Source organism: Ruegeria sp. CK2, assembly GCF_056536585.1.
This window is the reverse complement of the sequence record NZ_JBQFPW010000003.1, coordinates 249,199-264,984: the sequence shown is the minus strand read 5'-3', so window position 1 is coordinate 264,984 and position 15,786 is coordinate 249,199. Positions and strand designations below refer to the sequence as shown.

General features: G+C 56.3%; 16 protein-coding genes and 1 tRNA gene. 10 read left to right on the top strand and 7 right to left on the bottom strand.

The window, feature by feature from the left end; genetic code table 11:
• Window positions 1–26 precede the first annotated feature (26 nt).
• From ACR0BU_RS06835 to ACR0BU_RS06820, 4 genes are read left to right on the top strand one after another with little or no spacing between them, the layout of a single operon-like run.
• Complete coding sequence (locus ACR0BU_RS06835) at window positions 27–659, top strand: DNA-3-methyladenine glycosylase family protein (protein ID WP_298934946.1); 633 nt, start codon at window positions 27–29, stop codon at window positions 657–659.
• Complete coding sequence (locus ACR0BU_RS06830; protein ID WP_298934947.1) at window positions 656–1,321, top strand: alpha/beta hydrolase; 666 nt, start codon at window positions 656–658, stop codon at window positions 1,319–1,321. The genes ACR0BU_RS06835 and ACR0BU_RS06830 overlap by 4 nt, the downstream gene beginning before the upstream one ends.
• A 2-nt stretch (window positions 1,322–1,323) precedes the next feature.
• Window positions 1,324–1,815 (top strand): N-acetyltransferase family protein, encoded by a 492-nt coding sequence (locus ACR0BU_RS06825; protein WP_480735632.1) that lies wholly within the window; start codon window positions 1,324–1,326, stop codon window positions 1,813–1,815.
• Between the two features lie 4 nt (window positions 1,816–1,819).
• Window positions 1,820–2,122 (top strand): putative quinol monooxygenase, encoded by a 303-nt coding sequence (locus tag ACR0BU_RS06820; RefSeq protein WP_299889798.1) that lies wholly within the window; start codon window positions 1,820–1,822, stop codon window positions 2,120–2,122.
• Window positions 2,123–2,132: 10 nt separating this feature from the next.
• Here ACR0BU_RS06820 and ACR0BU_RS06815 read toward each other — a convergent pair whose 3' ends face one another.
• Entirely contained in the window at window positions 2,133–2,558 is a 426-nt protein-coding gene (locus ACR0BU_RS06815) for a VOC family protein (RefSeq protein WP_298934950.1), read from the bottom strand.
• 32 nt (window positions 2,559–2,590) lie between these two features.
• Window positions 2,591–3,196, bottom strand: a complete 606-nt coding sequence (locus ACR0BU_RS06810; protein WP_480735631.1) for an rRNA large subunit pseudouridine synthase E — start codon at window positions 3,194–3,196, stop codon at window positions 2,591–2,593.
• A 213-nt stretch (window positions 3,197–3,409) separates the two neighbouring features.
• Between ACR0BU_RS06810 and ACR0BU_RS06805 the strand changes: the two genes are divergently transcribed.
• Window positions 3,410–3,997, top strand: a complete 588-nt coding sequence (locus ACR0BU_RS06805) for an HNH endonuclease (protein WP_298934952.1) — start codon at window positions 3,410–3,412, stop codon at window positions 3,995–3,997.
• Between the two features lie 3 nt (window positions 3,998–4,000).
• Here ACR0BU_RS06805 and ACR0BU_RS06800 read toward each other — a convergent pair whose 3' ends face one another.
• On the bottom strand, window positions 4,001–4,465 hold the full coding sequence (locus ACR0BU_RS06800; RefSeq protein WP_480735629.1) for a disulfide bond formation protein B: 465 nt from the start codon (window positions 4,463–4,465) through the stop codon (window positions 4,001–4,003).
• Window positions 4,462–5,040, bottom strand: coding sequence for a YqaA family protein (locus ACR0BU_RS06795; protein WP_298934954.1), 579 nt, complete (start codon window positions 5,038–5,040; stop codon window positions 4,462–4,464). The genes ACR0BU_RS06800 and ACR0BU_RS06795 overlap by 4 nt, the downstream gene beginning before the upstream one ends.
• A gap of 145 nt (window positions 5,041–5,185) precedes the next feature.
• Between ACR0BU_RS06795 and ACR0BU_RS06790 the strand changes: the two genes are divergently transcribed.
• The 5 genes from ACR0BU_RS06790 (at window position 5,186) to ACR0BU_RS06770 (ending at window position 11,574) form a co-directional block, all read left to right on the top strand.
• Window positions 5,186–5,271: transfer RNA gene (locus ACR0BU_RS06790), tRNA-Leu, on the top strand.
• A gap of 532 nt (window positions 5,272–5,803) precedes the next feature.
• On the top strand, window positions 5,804–7,003 hold the full coding sequence (locus tag ACR0BU_RS06785) for a glycosyltransferase family 2 protein (RefSeq protein ID WP_298934955.1): 1,200 nt from the start codon (window positions 5,804–5,806) through the stop codon (window positions 7,001–7,003).
• Window positions 7,004–7,468: 465 nt separating this feature from the next.
• Window positions 7,469–8,437: a TAXI family TRAP transporter solute-binding subunit gene (locus ACR0BU_RS06780; RefSeq protein ID WP_298934956.1), complete on the top strand. Its 969-nt coding sequence runs from the start codon at window positions 7,469–7,471 to the stop codon at window positions 8,435–8,437.
• 99 nt (window positions 8,438–8,536) lie between these two features.
• On the top strand, window positions 8,537–11,146 hold the full coding sequence (locus ACR0BU_RS06775; RefSeq protein WP_480735627.1) for a TRAP transporter permease: 2,610 nt from the start codon (window positions 8,537–8,539) through the stop codon (window positions 11,144–11,146).
• The gene (locus tag ACR0BU_RS06770; protein ID WP_298934958.1) at window positions 11,143–11,574 is read left to right on the top strand and encodes a universal stress protein; all 432 of its coding nucleotides are present in this window, start codon (window positions 11,143–11,145) and stop codon (window positions 11,572–11,574) included. The genes ACR0BU_RS06775 and ACR0BU_RS06770 overlap by 4 nt, the downstream gene beginning before the upstream one ends.
• 120 nt (window positions 11,575–11,694) lie before the next feature.
• On the opposite strand, the gene ACR0BU_RS06765 is transcribed toward ACR0BU_RS06770, so the two are convergent.
• From ACR0BU_RS06765 to ACR0BU_RS06755, 3 genes are read right to left on the bottom strand one after another with little or no spacing between them, the layout of a single operon-like run.
• Complete coding sequence (locus ACR0BU_RS06765; protein WP_480735626.1) at window positions 11,695–12,735, bottom strand: lipocalin-like domain-containing protein; 1,041 nt, start codon at window positions 12,733–12,735, stop codon at window positions 11,695–11,697.
• The gene (locus tag ACR0BU_RS06760) at window positions 12,725–15,139 is read right to left on the bottom strand and encodes an ABC transporter permease (protein ID WP_480735624.1); all 2,415 of its coding nucleotides are present in this window, start codon (window positions 15,137–15,139) and stop codon (window positions 12,725–12,727) included. Before ACR0BU_RS06760 ends, ACR0BU_RS06765 begins: the two co-directional genes overlap by 11 nt.
• Window positions 15,136–15,783, bottom strand: coding sequence for an ABC transporter ATP-binding protein (locus ACR0BU_RS06755; RefSeq protein ID WP_300067159.1), 648 nt, complete (start codon window positions 15,781–15,783; stop codon window positions 15,136–15,138). The genes ACR0BU_RS06760 and ACR0BU_RS06755 overlap by 4 nt, the downstream gene beginning before the upstream one ends.
• Window positions 15,784–15,786 lie beyond the last annotated feature (3 nt).

Sequence of the window (15,786 nt, the reverse complement as noted above, 5' to 3'; positions counted from 1 at the left end):
GGGCTGTCACTGAAGCTGGAGAACGCATGAAAGTCGGACGTATCATCGAAACGCCAGATTGCGTTGCCGAAGGCGCCGAATGGCTGGCCCAGGCCTGCCCGCGCATGGCGTTCGCGATGGAACAGACCGGCCCGTTACCCCTGCGTCGGCGTCCGGATGGGTTCGCACAGCTGCTCAGCGCCATTGTCAGTCAGCAGGTCAGTGTCGCATCCGCCAACGCAATTTGGCAGCGGTTGAAAGACGCGAAACTGACGGGCCCGCGCAAAATCATGTGGGCCACGGATGACGATCTGCGTGATGTGGGTCTCAGCCGTCAGAAGATTCGTTATGCCCGTGCACTTGCCGAAGCGCGCATTGATTACAAAGCCTTACGGAGTGCTTCTGATGCGGATGTCGTTGCCGTTCTAACCGAGGTGCCGGGTATCGGGGTTTGGACAGCCGAGGTTTACGCCATGTTCTCACTGGGCCGCGCCGATGTGATTGCACCAGGTGATCTGGCGCTGCAAGAAGCGGCGAGGGTTCTCTATGACTTGCCCAAGCGTCCCACCGACAAGGAACTGCGGCTGATGGCCGAGGACTGGTCGCCTTGGCGGTCGGTTGCGGCACGGGTTTTGTGGGCCTATTACCGGGTGGCCAAACAGAGAGAAGGGATCAGATGACACGGGTTTTGAATGCGCTCCGGAAAGAGCCTGTTTCGGGCGACACACGCTCGGTCGTGGTTTTCGTGCACGGCTATGGCGCTAACGGGGCCGACCTGCTGGGATTGGCGGATGTGCTTGGCGAACACTTACCCGAGACGCTGTTTGTAGCCCCAGACGCGCCCGAGCAGATCCCCGGAATGCCCAATGGGTTTCAGTGGTTCCCAATCCCGTGGATCGACGGCTCGTCCGAGGAAGAGGCGCGCCGTGGCATGGACATGGCTACCGAGGATTTCAATGCGTTTCTCGACGCCCTGATGGTGGACGAAGATGTATTGCCCGAGCAGGTGGTTCTGTTCGGGTTTTCTCAAGGTACGATGATGAGCCTGCATGTCGCCCCGCGGCGCGAAGACCCGGTTGCCGGGATTGTCGCCTTCTCAGGCCGTCTGCTGGAACCGGATATGTTGGCAGATGAGGTCGTCAGCCGAATGCCGATTTTGCTTGTGCACGGGGACGCTGATGATGTCGTGCCGCCACAATCGCTGCCCGAAGCCGCCGAAGCTCTACAAGGCGCAGGTTTCAAAGAGGTCTTCGCCCATGTCATGAAAGGCACCGGTCACGGTATCGCGCCTGACGGGCTGAGCGTCGCGCTGGCCTTCATGCGTGACAAGCTGAGCCTTTGACCATGATCGCCGTCCGCCCAATGATGCGCGAAGATGTGGCCGAGGCATGCCGCATTCTTAATGAGATCGTCGCCATCGGGGGCACTACGGCGCATGAAATTCCGTTCTCCGAGGTTTTGTTTGTGCAAAGCTATCTGGATGGCGCTGACAAGATCTGCTGTCATGTTGCTCTGGACGATCGGGGGGAAGTGGTCGGGTTCCAGTGGTTGGGCAGCCATGAAGCATTGCCGGAAGACTGCGCCGATATCGCCACTTTCACCCGCCGTGATCCGGTGTTGCGCGGTGCGGGACGTGCGCTGTTTGATGAAACCGTCAAAACAGCGGGCGCATTGGGGTTTCGTACTATCAACGCGACGATACGGGCAGATAATTTACTGGGCCTCAGCTACTATGAAAAAATGGGATTTCGCGATTTTTCGATCGCCCATGGCGTTCCCTTGCGCGATGGGACCCCGGTGAACAGAATCTCGAAGCGGTTTAGCCTGAAGGAGTGAGCCCATGTTGATCGTCACTGGTGTTGTCGAAGTTGCTGAAGAAGGTGTGGCAAGGGCGCGTGACGCTGCGCTGGCCATGGTGGCTGAGACGATGAAGGAACAAGGCTGCCTGGTCTACGAATTCAGCCAGGTTTTGGGGCATGCGAACCGGTTTCGGGTTTATGAGGAATGGCAGAATCAGGCCGCACTTGAGGCGCATTTTGCGACACCTCATATGGCGGCGTTCCGGGCTGTTCTGGCAGATATTGGCGTGATGTCCAGCGAGATTCACCGCGTTGTCGGCGGTGAAAAGCAGCCCCTGGGCTGAGCAAACCGGATCAATCCCACAACCAGCCTTCGGCAAATTCGACGGAGTTACCTGCCGGGTCGCGTACATACAGAGAGCGTGCACCACTAGGCCAGTCAAATTCGGCGTCCAAGGGAATGTTCCAATCCAGCAGGTGCTTGCGCATCAGGGCGATTTCATCCCGGGTTAGTACAAGGCAGACATGGCCTGCGCCGCGGGCGCCATGCGGCGGGACTGGCAGATCTGGATTGCTAGGCGGCTGCTCGGTTTGGTCCGGGTTGAACAGCAGCAAAACCGAGTCGCCAATTTTGTAAAATATATGCCGTTCAGGGATATGCTGAATGCGCTCAAGGCCCAGAATTTCACCATAGAACTGCTCGGCCGCGTCCAGATCATCGACGTAAAGCGCCGCTTCCAGAATGGCCCTTGGGGCAGGTATACCGGGCGTAAGTTTCATGGGCTTAGTCTAACAGATCAGGGCACGATCTGTCACCGGCGCGGGCGGCGATCCCGTTTGCGCTGCGGCGCGACCTTAAGTTCAGGCATTTGCAGACTATCCCACTTGCCGGGGCCAAGGTCATCCAGGGTCCAATCGCCGATCCGGTATCGGATCAACCGCAATGTTGGTAGGCCAACGGCAGCCGTCATCCGGCGCACCTGCCGGTTCTTGCCTTCGCGCAAGGTCAGCTCGATCCAGCTGTCCGGAACGGTTTTGCGTTCGCGGATCGGCGGCGTGCGGGGCCACAGCATGGGCGGCTCGTCTATCTTGCGCACTTTGGCCGGGCGAGTCAGGCCGTCTTTCAATTCCACCCCGTCTCGCAGCGCTTTCAGTGCCGCGACATCAGGCTTGCCTTCGACCTGAACCCAGTAGGTTTTAGCCATTTTGTGTTTCGGGTCTGAAATCTGCGCCTGCAAGCGCCCTTCGTCGGTCAGCAGCATCAGTCCTTCGCTGTCGCGATCCAGCCGTCCCGCCGGATAGACACCGGGCAGATCTATGAAATCCGAAAGCGTGCTGCGTGGCGCGTCGGCATTCGCGCGGTCGGTGAACTGCGGCAGCACATCAAAGGGTTTGTTGAAGCGAATGAACCATGTCATGCGCGCGACATAACGCGAGCGCCGTATCCGATGCAACCTGTGGATAACTGTCATGCCTCTGTTACGGAACAGGCTTACCCAGTCTTCGACATATTGTGGAAACTCGGGGCTTGTCAGAGATTTAACACGATATATAGTCACTATAAGGCTGGGGCGGGTGCTCTCCGCTCTGGTGTCACAAACGGGCAGCTGAGAGCGAGAGGCGATTCTACTATGGACGGAGATTTCAGGACCGAATTTGTCAGGGAGCCAGGTGCGCTCAAGCACCATCCGGCATTGGTTTTGAACGCCGATTACCGCCCCTTGTCCTATTATCCGCTGTCGTTGTGGCCCTGGCAGGAGGCGATCAAAGCGGCCTGGCTGGACAGGGTCGATATTGTTGCCGAGTATGACGAAGTTGTCCGCAGTCCAAGTACCGAGATCCGAATACCCTCGGTCGTTGTTTTGAAAGACTATGTAAAACCCAGAAAGCGCGTGGCCTTCACGCGCTTTAATTTGTTTCTGAGGGATGAATTTAAGTGCCAGTATTGCGGAGGCCGTGGTGATCTTACATTCGACCACGTTGTACCGCGCGCGGCGGGCGGGGTGACCAGCTGGCAAAACGTAGTTGCGGCTTGCAGCCCGTGTAACTTGCGCAAGGGCTCCAAATCGTTGCGACAAGCGGGCATGTCGCTTCGCAAACCGCCGCGCCAGCCAGACGCCGAGGCGTTGCGCAATATCGGCCGCAAGTTCCCTCCGAACCATTTGCACGAAAGTTGGATCGATTTTCTGTATTGGGACGCGGAATTGGACCAGCTGTAAGGTTCAGCTGCTGCGCCAGGCAGCGATCCAGACCAGCACCAGCCCGGCAGAAATCAGAGCATTCCAACCAGCCATGGACAGGCCTAACATTTCCCACGGGATATCATCGCAACGCACCAGCGGAGCGGACATGATCTGCTCCATCAACTCTTGCGAAGACAGCCCGCCAATGTCGCCCGATGTACAGCTGCTGGGTCCTTCCCATAATCCTCGCTCGACCCCTGCGTGATAAACTCCGATCCCGGCTGTTACCGCTGCAGCGACTGCACCGAACAGGGGCAGGATTCGAAGATTTGGCAAGGTTATGGCAACAAGCCCGACGGCGATTGCTACGCCATGTGGGTATCTTTGCCAGATACACATTTTGCAGGGTGCCATACCGCCGAAATATTGGAAGCTCCACGCTGCCAGCAGCAGCGCTGCAGATCCGCCCGCAGCCAAAACAACATAGGTCGTACGCTTTGTCATAGGTATCGCACCGCTAAGAAGCCGCCAAACAGCAGAATAATAAACAACGTGAACATCAGGCCCAGACGTTTCTCGATAAAGTCCCGGATCGGTTCACCAAAACCCCAAAGCAAACCTGCGACAAGAAAAAATCGCAAGGCCCGGGCCAGAATAGACGTGGCAATGAATGTCCCCAACGGCATCCCCGTCCAGCCGGACATGATGGTAATAACCTTGTAGGGAAAAGGGGTGATCCCGGCGGCAAGAACCGCCCAGAATCCAAAGTCGTTGAAGCGGGTGTTAAACTCTTCCATCGCATGTGCTTTGCCCATGGATTCCAGAATAGGCTGGCCGATGCTGTCGTAGAAGAATGCCCCGATCGCATAACCCAGCATGCCGCCCAAAACCGAAGCGACCAAGGCGACCGACGCGATCAGCCAGGCCCGCGAAGGCCGCGCCAGGATCATCGGAATCATCAACACATCAGGGGGAATCGGAAAGAAGGAACTTTCTACAAAGGCCACTATGGCTAGGGCCCACAGCGCGCGCGGGTGTTCCGCCAGCCGAATGGTCCAGTCGTACAACGATCGCAACATAAAGCACTCAAATCCAATTCTCAGACCGTGCAAGCCAAACCACGCACCTGCAGTACCGTCAACCGCCGTCGCGGAAACAATCAGAGTATTGGTTGTTTTTTGCCTCTGGACCTTCGTCGAGTTGAACGCTAATCCAGTGTCCGTGGCCCAAGTGGCGGAATGGTAGACGCAGGGGATTCAAAATCCCCCGTCCTAACGGACGTGCCGGTTCGAGTCCGGCCTTGGGTACCAAAGTAAAAACAGAGGGTTAGGGGAACCTGCTCTCTGTTTTTTCTTTACTCGCGGCTGGTTTACTCACACTTCCACGTTCTGATCTTGATGGATTTGCGAGCAAAAACAGGCAGATGCTGTTTGAAAACAAAGTTGATGGAACTCAAAATCTTCCGATGGAAATATCGTGAGAGTTCGAGGCATCGCTTGCGCCAAATTATTCGCATTTCTTTCAAAATCAAACCTTAAGATGGGCGAGAATACGTCGTTCCTTGGAGATTGTATCCGGATGTGCGGCGCAGAATCGGCTTCTTACCAAGACGACACAAGGGCGACGTTTACGAGCTCTGGTACCATCGGCAAAAACACTCGACGAGTTGCTGGGAATCTTGTCTCACAAACTTGTTTCGAATTAATAAACAAAGTATCTCTGGATTGGTTTATGTTCATGTCGAGTGAATAAATTTGTGCCTTTGCAGACTGTCCTTGACTTCGAAGTCGCGTCTGTAAATCTGATAGTGTTATTTGTTTAATTTTTAGTAGGTGGGTTCCATTGGTTGGGAAGCAAGAAATTACAGAATCATCGGATGAGTCTGACGCAATTGAGTTGACGATCCTGATGCCGTGCCTGAATGAGGCCGAAACGATTGAGGTCTGCGTTCGAAAAGCGCTCGATTACATCGCTCGTGATGGCATTCGGGGCGAGGTTTTGATCGCAGATAATGGCAGCACTGACGGTTCGATTGAGATTGCCGAAGGTCTTGGGGCCAGGGTCGTGAATGTCGAACAAAAAGGGTATGGCGCGGCATTGGCCGGCGGTATCGAAGCAGCCCGCGGAACGTTTGTAATCATGGGTGACGCTGATGATAGCTATGATTTCTCCAGGTTAGAGCTTTTTGTTCAGGAACTGCGGGCCGGAAATGATCTGGTCATGGGAAACCGATTCCGTGGTGGTATATCCGAGGGCGCGATGCCGTTTCTGCACCGCTATCTGGGCAATCCAGTTCTGAGTTTTATCGGTCGGCTGTTCTTCAACATCCGTATCGGCGACTTTCATTGTGGCATGCGCGGGTTCCGGCGACAGTCCATTCTGGACCTTCAATTGCATACGTCCGGCATGGAATTTGCGTCCGAGATGGTTGTCCGTTCCGCGATGAGCCGGCTGAAAATTGCCGAAGTGCCGACAACTCTCAAGCCGGATGGCAGAAGCCGTCCGCCGCATTTACGCACTTGGCGAGATGGCTGGCGGCACCTTAAATTCTTGCTGATGCACAATCCCAGATGGCTTTTTGTGTATCCGGGATTGTTCTTCACATTGGTTGGCGGCATCACTGCCCTCGTTCTTATGTTCGGACCGGTACGCGTTGCCGGATCTGTTGAGCTCGGGACGAATACTTTCCTGGCCTCTTGCCTGATCACAATCGTCGGGACCCAGTTACTGACGTTTGGTGCCCTGGCGCGCATGATTGCGACGACGAGCGGTCTGTTGCCTGTTGGAGAGCCCAGCAAAATCCTTAAAAACTGGGCGACCACAGACACTATTGCGCTCTTTGCGTTTTGGCTGCTGTTGTTTGGTCTTCTTTTGTTTGGGATCGCATTTGGGCAATGGGCGCGACTTGGCTTCGGCGACCTTTCCAACCCGTTGACGACACGTTTGACCGTCGCTGGGTTCAGTCTGATGGCAATATCGGTCCAGTCCGCATTTGCGGCGTTCCTGTTCGGAATTATCGAGATTCCAACACGGGAAAAGTAAGCAAAGTATCGATGCCGGGCTCATCGAAGGTCGGAGCTCAAACGTAAACTGCGTTTCAAAACAAATGTTTCGGTTCGGCTATTTTTTCGCCGGATCGGGCATCCTTGGTCCTCGGTCGGATGCTCTTCCCGTTTGAGATGGATCTCGCGGTGTTCAACGCCGTGAAGTTTGAACAATGACACTTTTGCTGCATTTGCTCGTGAGGGGTCAGGCATGAAGCACTTGTGCCCGTTAACGGGGAAACTTTTGAAAACTTCCTCAGATGTGCCGCTTTGAGCGGATGAGTGGTGCACTGGCCTTGACAATTGATGTGTCTGAATGAAACCTCGAAATTGTTGGGAGATATTGGAAAATTCACTGAGGTGCAGCCGTTGCATGACGGGCTGATCTGGCTTATCGGCGCGTTCCCCGAGTAAGGGGCTTTAGCCTTTTCCCCACCAACAAAATAAAAATGGGAGTTCTTAAATGAAAAACAGCAGCAAGCTTAGCCTCGGCGCATTCGTCACCGCGGCCATGATGGCTCCGGCGGCTTATGCCGAAGAGTTCATCACCATCGGCACCGGCGGTGTGACCGGCGTTTACTACCCGACCGGTGGCGCGATTTGCCGTCTGGTTAACAAGGGGCGCAAGGAACATGGCGTACGCTGTTCGGTCGAATCGACCGGCGGTTCCGTCTATAACATCAACACCATTCGCGAAGGCGAACTGGAGTTTGGTGTGGCGCAGTCTGACTGGCAGTACCACGCTTACAACGGCAGCTCGAAATTCGAAGAGGCTGGTCCCTTCGAAAACCTGCGTGCTGTCTTCTCGGTTCACCCTGAGCCGTTTACGGTCGTTGCCCGCGCCGATTCCGGCATCACCAATTTCGAGGACATGAAAGGTAAACGCGTCAATATCGGTAACCCCGGTTCAGGTCAGCGCGGCACTATGGAAGTTCTGCTGGGCGAAATGGGCTGGACCACTGGCGATTTCGAACTGGCGACCGAGCTGAAGGCGGCCGAACAGTCCGCAGCTCTGTGCGACAACCAGATTGATGCGATGGTTTACACCGTTGGTCACCCGTCCGGGTCGATCCAGGAAGCCACTACAGCGTGTGACTCGGTTCTGGTGAACGTCAGCGGTGATGCGGTTAGCAAACTGGTCGACGACAATTCGTTCTACCGGACCGCAACCATTCCTGGCGGCATGTATCGCGGTTCTGACGGCGATACCCAAACCTTTGGTGTGGGCGCAACCTTCGTGACGTCGGCAGACGTGTCGGATGATGCGGTTTACGCAGTGGTCAGCTCGGTCTTCGAAAACTTCGATGACTTCAAAAAGCTGCACCCTGCGTTTGCCAACCTCAAGCCCGAAGAAATGATCGCGGACGGCCTGTCGGCTCCACTGCATCCGGGCGCCGAGAAGTACTACAAAGAAAAAGGCTGGATCCAGTAATTCAGACCTGACACAGGGCGCCTGCGGGCGCCCTGCACCAAACCCGTATCAAACGGGTAAGTTAGAAGGCCGAAAAAGGCCGCGACGGGGAGACATGTCATGAGTTCCGATTCTCAATCCAATCGTCCGCTATCAGAAGAAGAGCTACAGGAGCTTGTAGCCTCGTCTGATGCGGGCGGACGCAATCCAGTCGGCAATGTCGGGATCTTCCTGGCCATTGTAGCGGCGATTTGGTCCATTTTTCAGGTCGTTCTGGCCTCTCCGCTGGCGAATTATGTATTGCCCGGTAGTGTTGTGAACAACGCGCGGCAGTTTCATTTGGCCTTTGCGATGTTTCTGGCCTTTGCCGCCTATCCGGCGCTGAAGTCCAGCCCGCGCGACTATATACCTATCCAGGACTGGATCATGGGTGTGTTGGGCGCGTTTGTCGCGCTGTATGGCTATTTCTTCTACAACAAAATCGTTGATGCTGGCGGGCTTGCAGACGATACCGACAAGTGGATCGCATTGGGCGGGTTGATCTTGTTGTTCGAGGCCGCGCGTCGCGCGCTTGGCCCAGCAATGGCGATCATTGCAACGATCTTTCTGGTTTATGTTTTCTTCGGCGCGTCCGATTGGGTCCCAGAGGTCATCCGTTGGAAAGGCGCCAGCCTGAAAAAGGCCATGAGCCACATGTGGATCACGTCTGAGGGCGTGTTCGGGATTGCGTTGGGTGTTTCAACGAAATTCGTGTTCCTGTTCGTGCTGTTCGGCGCTTTGCTGGATAAGGCCGGGGCAGGGAACTACTTTATCAAAATGGCATTTGGCGCGCTGGGTCACCTGCGCGGCGGCCCCGCCAAGGCGGCTGTCGTGGGCTCTGCTGCAACCGGCCTGATCTCTGGTTCGTCCATCGCCAACGTTGTGACCACCGGCACATTCACCATCCCATTGATGAAACGCGTTGGTTTCAGCAGCGAACAAGCGGGTTCGGTCGAGGTCGCCTCGTCAGTGAACGGTCAGATCATGCCTCCGGTTATGGGGGCCGCGGCCTTTCTGATGGTGGAATATGTCGGCATTTCCTATGTCGAGGTGATTACCCACGCCTTCCTGCCCGCAGCGATTTCTTACATCGCTTTGGTCTACATCGTGCACCTTGAGGCGGTGAAGCGGAACATGCCCACCTTGGGCGACCGCGATGTGAAGCTTGCGCGTACCGTCGTCGGGATGCTGTCCTTCTTCCTGGTCTTCGCCGGGCTGTGCTATGGTTCGCAATTCCCGGTCGAAGCTGTCACCAGTTGGGTGCCGTCTTCGGCGGGACTGGTCCTTAGCCTGATCGTCTGTGGTATCTATGTTGCTTTGCTATATCTGGCCGCTCAGGTGCCGGATCTAGAGCCGGATGATCCGAATGCAAAAGAAGTAACCTTGCCCGTCATCGCGGACATCTACAAAGCCGGTTTGCACTACCTGCTGCCGATCATTGTATTGGTCTACTTCTTGATGATCGAACAGAAGTCGCCGGGTTTGTCGGCCTTCTGGGCGACTACTTTGCTGTTCGTGATCCTGTTAACGCAGAAGCCCCTGAAGGCGATTTTCCGCGGTCAGAGCAACATGTATGATACGTTTATCGACGGTGTTGCTGACCTGTGGCAGGGCCTGATCGACGGCGCACGTAACATGATCGGTATCGCGTTGGCCACGGCCACGGCGGGTGTGATCGTAGGCACCGTGACACTGACAGGTGTCGGGCAGGTCATGGCTGATCTGGTCGAGTTCCTGTCAGGCGGCAACCTGATCCTGATGCTGGTGATGGTTGGTATCCTGAGCCTGATCCTGGGCATGGGACTTCCGACCACTGCGAACTACATCGTTGTCAGCTCTCTGATGGCCGGTGTGGTTGTCGAACTTGGGGCGCAAAGCGGCCTGATTGTGCCCCTGATCGCGGTCCACCTGTTCGTCTTCTATTTCGGCATCATGGCTGACGTGACGCCGCCGGTGGGTTTGGCGAGTTTCGCGGCCGCCGCCGTCTCAGGTGGGGATGCGATCAAAACCGGGTTCATCGCGTTCTTCTATTCGCTTCGCACTGTGGCGCTGCCGTTTGTGTTTATCTTCAACACGGACCTGTTGTTGATCGACGTCACGTGGGTGGAAGGCATAACGGTCGCCGTTTTTGCGACAATAGCGATCCTTGTCTTTACGGCGGGAACAATGGGGTACTTCCTTACCCATAGCCGCATCTATGAAAGCATTGCCCTGATCTTTGTAGCGTTTGCGCTGTTCAGGCCAGACTACTTCATGGACCGAATTTCGCCACCGTTTACAACTGTTGAACCGGCTGCGTTTGAGGAAACCATAGGTGAAACACCGCCCGGGACCGAGGTCCGGCTGGTGGTCCAAGGCCCGGATTTCGACACGCTGGAAATGGTCGATACAACCGTTGTTGTCACTGTTGGTAACGAGGACGGTGGTTCTGCCCGGGTCGAAGCGATGGGTCTGCTGCTGGTCCCCGAAGATGGGTTGGTCAAGTTGGAAGAACCTTTGTTCGGTACACCTGTGGCCGATAATCTGGGGAACTTTGATTATTACGGTGATGAAGCGGTGCGCCTGACCTCGGTCAGCTTGCCGTCCAGCCAATCCCCGAAACAGCTGATCTATATCCCGGCGATGCTACTGTTGGGTCTGATCGCCTTCCTGCAACGCGGCCGTGCCGCCAGACAAGAGGTGCCAGCATGACAAGTTCTGTTTTATGCGCCATCGACATCAGCAACGGAGATTTGGATGCGCCTGTGCTGAAAAGAGCGGCCGCGTTAGCGGACCTTGACGGCGCGCAGCTGGATGTCGTCACCGTTCTTCCCGATTTTGGAGAAAGCTGGGTTTCTGGCTTTTTTCAGCCTGATTTTCACGACAAAGCTCTCGAAGAAGCGCAGAACAACCTGACTAAGATGTGTACAGCCACTCTGGGTGCGGATCGCAATGAAAAGATACGGCATGTGGTGGCCACGGGCACGGCGTATCAAGAGATCCTGAAAACGGCCGAAAGTGCGGGTTCGGACCTGATCGTGATTGGCGCACACAAACCAGATCTAAAGGATTATTTGCTGGGACCGAATGCGGCACGGGTTGTGCGGCATTCGACTGTTTCGGTTTACGTTGTCCGTTAGGGACAATCCTGCCAAGTAAAGTTCTTACTGATATGCGAGGCTCCTTTGGGCTTCGCATTTTTTTCTTCTGTACAAAAAAATCAGACGCGCCCGATTGGCACAACAGACGGCGACGCTTGGTCAGTAGCCCGTCATCTCCAGATACCCGCGCCCCTTATGGGTGCCTGTGACGGTCACAGGCCCTTCCCAATATTCAAATCGGGTGGCCATCCAGGCATCTGGCACAAGCGCCGACACTTCCACATCGACACCGCGGTCTGGCAAAGTCACGCGCCACTCCACCGGAACGTCTCGGCCTGCAACATGTGCTGTTTCCAGCGGTGTGAAACTGGTGGACCCATCCGACAATGCCATAGAGGATCCATCTGCGCTGATCCAGGTTGCTGAGGTGAAATCACCCCGGTCTCCGCGCAGACGAAATGCCATCAGCTTGTCCCCACCATCGAAGCTGAGCGAGAACCAATCCCACCCGCTCTGATCCTCGGCCAGGGGTTGTGAGGACCATTCCCGGTCCAACCAACCATTTCCGCTGACCGCCATGTCCCCCTCAGGCAGATGCAGCACGCCTTCGACATTGTACGATGGTTGTGAATAGTAGTGACTGGCTTGCCCATCGGATGACTTTACCGAATAGCCATTTTCCCCGTGAAACACCAATGGACCCTGGGCTTTCAGCGACAAATCATACCCAAAGTCTTTACCGCTCGCAGTGAGTGTCAGGGTATCAAAGTCGGGCCCGCTCATTTGCCACTCATCAATCCATGCTGCAAAAGGCTCTGCTGTTGCACCGGCCTGCCCAATGCCGCCACGCGACAAACGTTCCGCAAAGTAGTGGGTTTCAGGAGTGGTGATCGCGGCATGACCCATCCAGATTTGCGGGCTTTGCCAGCCTTCAGTTTCGAACGGCTTCAGGGCTGATCGGAACAGCGTCCACTGAATGCCATAGTCGCGGCCATCGTCGCCTGTCAGGTTTGCGGTCAGATACCACCATTCGATTCGAAACGCGGGATGTGGTCCATGGTCCTTGGGAAACTCGAACTGATAGCCGCGCTGGGGGATTTCGAACCCATCGGCTGACCCGCCCAGGCCAGCATAACCCTGCGCCCAGCTGGGTACGGGCAGCATGCACATGATGGCTATCAGTAAGGCTCTAACGTTCACTGGCAAAAACCCTCAGCAAATCGGCAGGTGGCAGGCGCAGCAACCGCATCGCGGGTAGGGCGGCCGCGATAAGTGCTGCCAAAAGTGTAAGGACAAACAGATAGAGCCAATCCAGCGGAAAAACATACATTGGCAAGCGCCAACCAAAGGCCTGTACGTTGATCACCGTTAACAAAACCCAGGACAGAACCAACCCAAGCGGCAAAGCCAGGCACGCCGTAAGCGCTGCGAGCGTCACACTGCGCATCAGTTCTAAACGGGCCAATTGGGATCGGTCCAACCCCAGCGCCCAGACGGGCGCGATTTGCGGCAGGCGTTGGGTCCACAAGGTCAGCAGACTGGTGAGAATGGCAAAGCCTGCCACGCCAAGGGTCAGAACGTTTAACGCCGACGTTACAACAAAGGTCTTTTCGAAAATGGCCCGTGATTGCGCTTTCATCGCCGCCTGGTGGACTACGGATTGCCGGGGCAAATCAAACTGGCGTCGCAGCTCCTGTGCCATCTCAGTCGCATCCTCGTGGGGCATGCGTATGCCAAACCGTCGGGTTTCGGCACCCGGTGCGATTTGATCCAATTGTGCCATTGAAACCATGGCTTGCCCGGTCGGGTTTCCATAGTCGGAATAGACGCCTGCGATGGTCAGAACGTGACCGGGACGAAGCTCAAGGGTATCTCCAGGCCAGAGATCGGTGCGACGTGCCAGTTGTTCATTAATCAAAACAGCATGCCCGGTCATAACGTCGTCCCAAACACCCGTTGCCGAGGCGATCAAAGGCCAATGCAGCCGATACACCGGGTCATCAACAATGCCATACAAGAACAACGGCCCCGTTTCATGTGCCAGCTCGACAGTGCGAAGTGGCAAAATCGCGTCAACGCGCGGTTGGAGCCACTCAGATATCTCCTGTCCTTGCTGGTCGTCTACGGCTGTGACGTAAAGCTCAGAGGTCAAACGCTGATCCAACCAACCGACAAAGGTCAGGCGAAAGCTTGAGACCATTGTTCCAACGCCGATATTGGCGGCGAGGGCCAAAAGCAATGCCATCAGCGCAAGCGATAGGCCGGGCAATTGCGCCCGCATGTCCGCCCAGACCCATTGCGCGACAGGTCCCTGCGCGCGTCGAGCGAACAGGGCAAGGACACCGGACAAAGACAGCGGCAATAACAAAGCGGCACCGGTGAGCAAACCTGCAAGAAGAACAAATCCTGCGATCAGACCGCCGACACTGAGATATGCGAGTGTACCGCCCGCAATCAGAATCAAACCCGCCAGCGCAGTCAAGCGACGCGCCGGGGCGTTGTCTTGCCATGCGTGCACCCCAGGGCCAACCAATATTGGCATCTGTGACAATCGCCAGAGGGCCTGACCGCTGGCAAGCAACGTTCCGGCCACTGCCATGGCAATACCTGCGGCGGCCCATTCCGGGCGCAAGGACATCTGTCCGCTGACCGAGGCGCCGTACAAACCGCGCAGTGTCGCGGCCACATCCGGCAACAGTGCGCCAGCGATAAAGAAGCCCAGAACCAGGCCCAATGCCCCGCCGATCACTGCAAGCAACGTCAGTTCAGCCAGGATCAACACCACCAAACGGCGCATCGATACGCCAAGTGCGCGCATCGTTCTGATCATGCCGCGCCGCTGAGCAAACGCCAGCCCGACGGTTCCATGGACGATGAACAAACCGACGGCAAAAGACAGCATACCAAAGGCCGATAGGTTCAAGTGAAAGCTGCCCGTCAATTGGTCCGTATCCACTTGGGATGATGGACTAAATCGTTGCAGTTCCGGCGCGATGTCTGACAAGGCAGGGACCAGCTGCGGTTGGTCCGAAAGCACGACCAAGCGCGAGATATCCCCTTGCTGGTCCAGTAATGTTTCGGCGACACCAATATCCGTCAATATAACGTCTGGCGGCAAGGCAGAGCTTTCCAGTATCGGTGGCAAGTCGCCCTGTTCGCGTAGCAGTGGTGCCAATTCCGGAGAGGCCAGAATGCGCCCCGGGGCGGTCAACATATCGGCAGGGTCGGGGGCGGCGGCACTCTGTTCAGCTTCGACAATGGCGGGCAGGGCCGGGTAAGCCACCATATCCACGCCCATCAGGTGCACACTGCGTGTACCGAGCCGATAGGGCCCTTCCAAAACAGCAGCGACCTGCCATCCGGCGCGACGAAGATCAACATAACGCGCAATAGGGATGGGCCCCGTTGGGTCTCGCAATTCGTCAAACTGCCCAAGCGCCAATTGGGCATTCGACCGCGCATAGCTTGCCCGCGCTTCGGAGTTGATGGCCTGAACGGCCGACCAAAGGCCCGTGGCCAGCGCGATACCGATCAGCAGTGTTCCAAGCTGCAGGCGATGCGCACGCCAATGAGACAGCAGGGCCTGTAGGACCGTTCGCGTCACTGAATATGCCCGCCAGACAGATGGACGCGACGGTCTAGCCGCGCAGCGATATCGTGCGAATGGGTGACCAGCAGCAACGCAGCGCCAGTGTCCGCGACCAACGCCAACATCAGGTCCAGCACATTTGCGCTTGCGGTTTCGTCCAGATTACCGGTGGGTTCATCCGCCAATAGCAACTTGGGGCGCACGGCCATGGCGCGTCCGATCGCCACCCGTTGCTGCTGACCGCCAGACAGGTTTTCGGGATGTCGATCCAGTAAATCTGCGACGCCCAACCTGTCTGCCAGATGCAGGGTCCATTCCGGGTCCTGACATTCGGCGAGACGCGCGTGGAACGTCAAGTTTTGCAGAACTGTCAAAGACGGTATCAGGTTGAATTGCTGAAACACCAGCGAAACGCTGTTGCGGCGCAGTTGCGCACGACCTGCGTCATCCAACGGCGACAAACGCGTTCCGTCCAGTGTGATCTCGCCCTGATCGAAACTGTCCAGCGCGCCTGCCAGATTCAACAAAGTACTTTTGCCGCTGCCACTTTCTCCGGTCAGTGCAAGCGTTTGGCCCTTATCCAATGTTAGCGAAACGCCTTTTAAAACAGGTCGCCCGCCCGGATAGGATTTCTGGATGTTGTCGATATTCAATAACATGGC

Excerpts from the sequence above, each read along its gene's own strand:
- ACR0BU_RS06835 (WP_298934946.1), top strand. The coding sequence starts at position 27 with ATGAAAGTCGGACGTATCATCGAAACGCCAGATTGCGTTGCCGAAGGC.
- ACR0BU_RS06820 (WP_299889798.1), top strand. The coding sequence starts at position 1,820 with ATGTTGATCGTCACTGGTGTTGTCGAAGTTGCTGAAGAAGGTGTGGCA.
- ACR0BU_RS06815 (WP_298934950.1), bottom strand. The coding sequence starts at position 2,558 with ATGAAACTTACGCCCGGTATACCTGCCCCAAGGGCCATTCTGGAAGCG.
- ACR0BU_RS06795 (WP_298934954.1), bottom strand. The coding sequence starts at position 5,040 with ATGTTGCGATCGTTGTACGACTGGACCATTCGGCTGGCGGAACACCCG.
- ACR0BU_RS06780 (WP_298934956.1), top strand. The coding sequence starts at position 7,469 with ATGAAAAACAGCAGCAAGCTTAGCCTCGGCGCATTCGTCACCGCGGCC.
- ACR0BU_RS06805 (WP_298934952.1), top strand. The coding sequence starts at position 3,410 with ATGGACGGAGATTTCAGGACCGAATTTGTCAGGGAGCCAGGTGCGCTC.
- ACR0BU_RS06755 (WP_300067159.1), bottom strand. The coding sequence starts at position 15,783 with ATGTTATTGAATATCGACAACATCCAGAAATCCTATCCGGGCGGGCGA.
- ACR0BU_RS06825 (WP_480735632.1), top strand. The coding sequence starts at position 1,324 with ATGATCGCCGTCCGCCCAATGATGCGCGAAGATGTGGCCGAGGCATGC.
- ACR0BU_RS06810 (WP_480735631.1), bottom strand. The coding sequence starts at position 3,196 with ATGACATGGTTCATTCGCTTCAACAAACCCTTTGATGTGCTGCCGCAG.
- ACR0BU_RS06770 (WP_298934958.1), top strand. The coding sequence starts at position 11,143 with ATGACAAGTTCTGTTTTATGCGCCATCGACATCAGCAACGGAGATTTG.
- ACR0BU_RS06800 (WP_480735629.1), bottom strand. The coding sequence starts at position 4,465 with ATGACAAAGCGTACGACCTATGTTGTTTTGGCTGCGGGCGGATCTGCA.
- ACR0BU_RS06775 (WP_480735627.1), top strand. The coding sequence starts at position 8,537 with ATGAGTTCCGATTCTCAATCCAATCGTCCGCTATCAGAAGAAGAGCTA.
- ACR0BU_RS06830 (WP_298934947.1), top strand. The coding sequence starts at position 656 with ATGACACGGGTTTTGAATGCGCTCCGGAAAGAGCCTGTTTCGGGCGAC.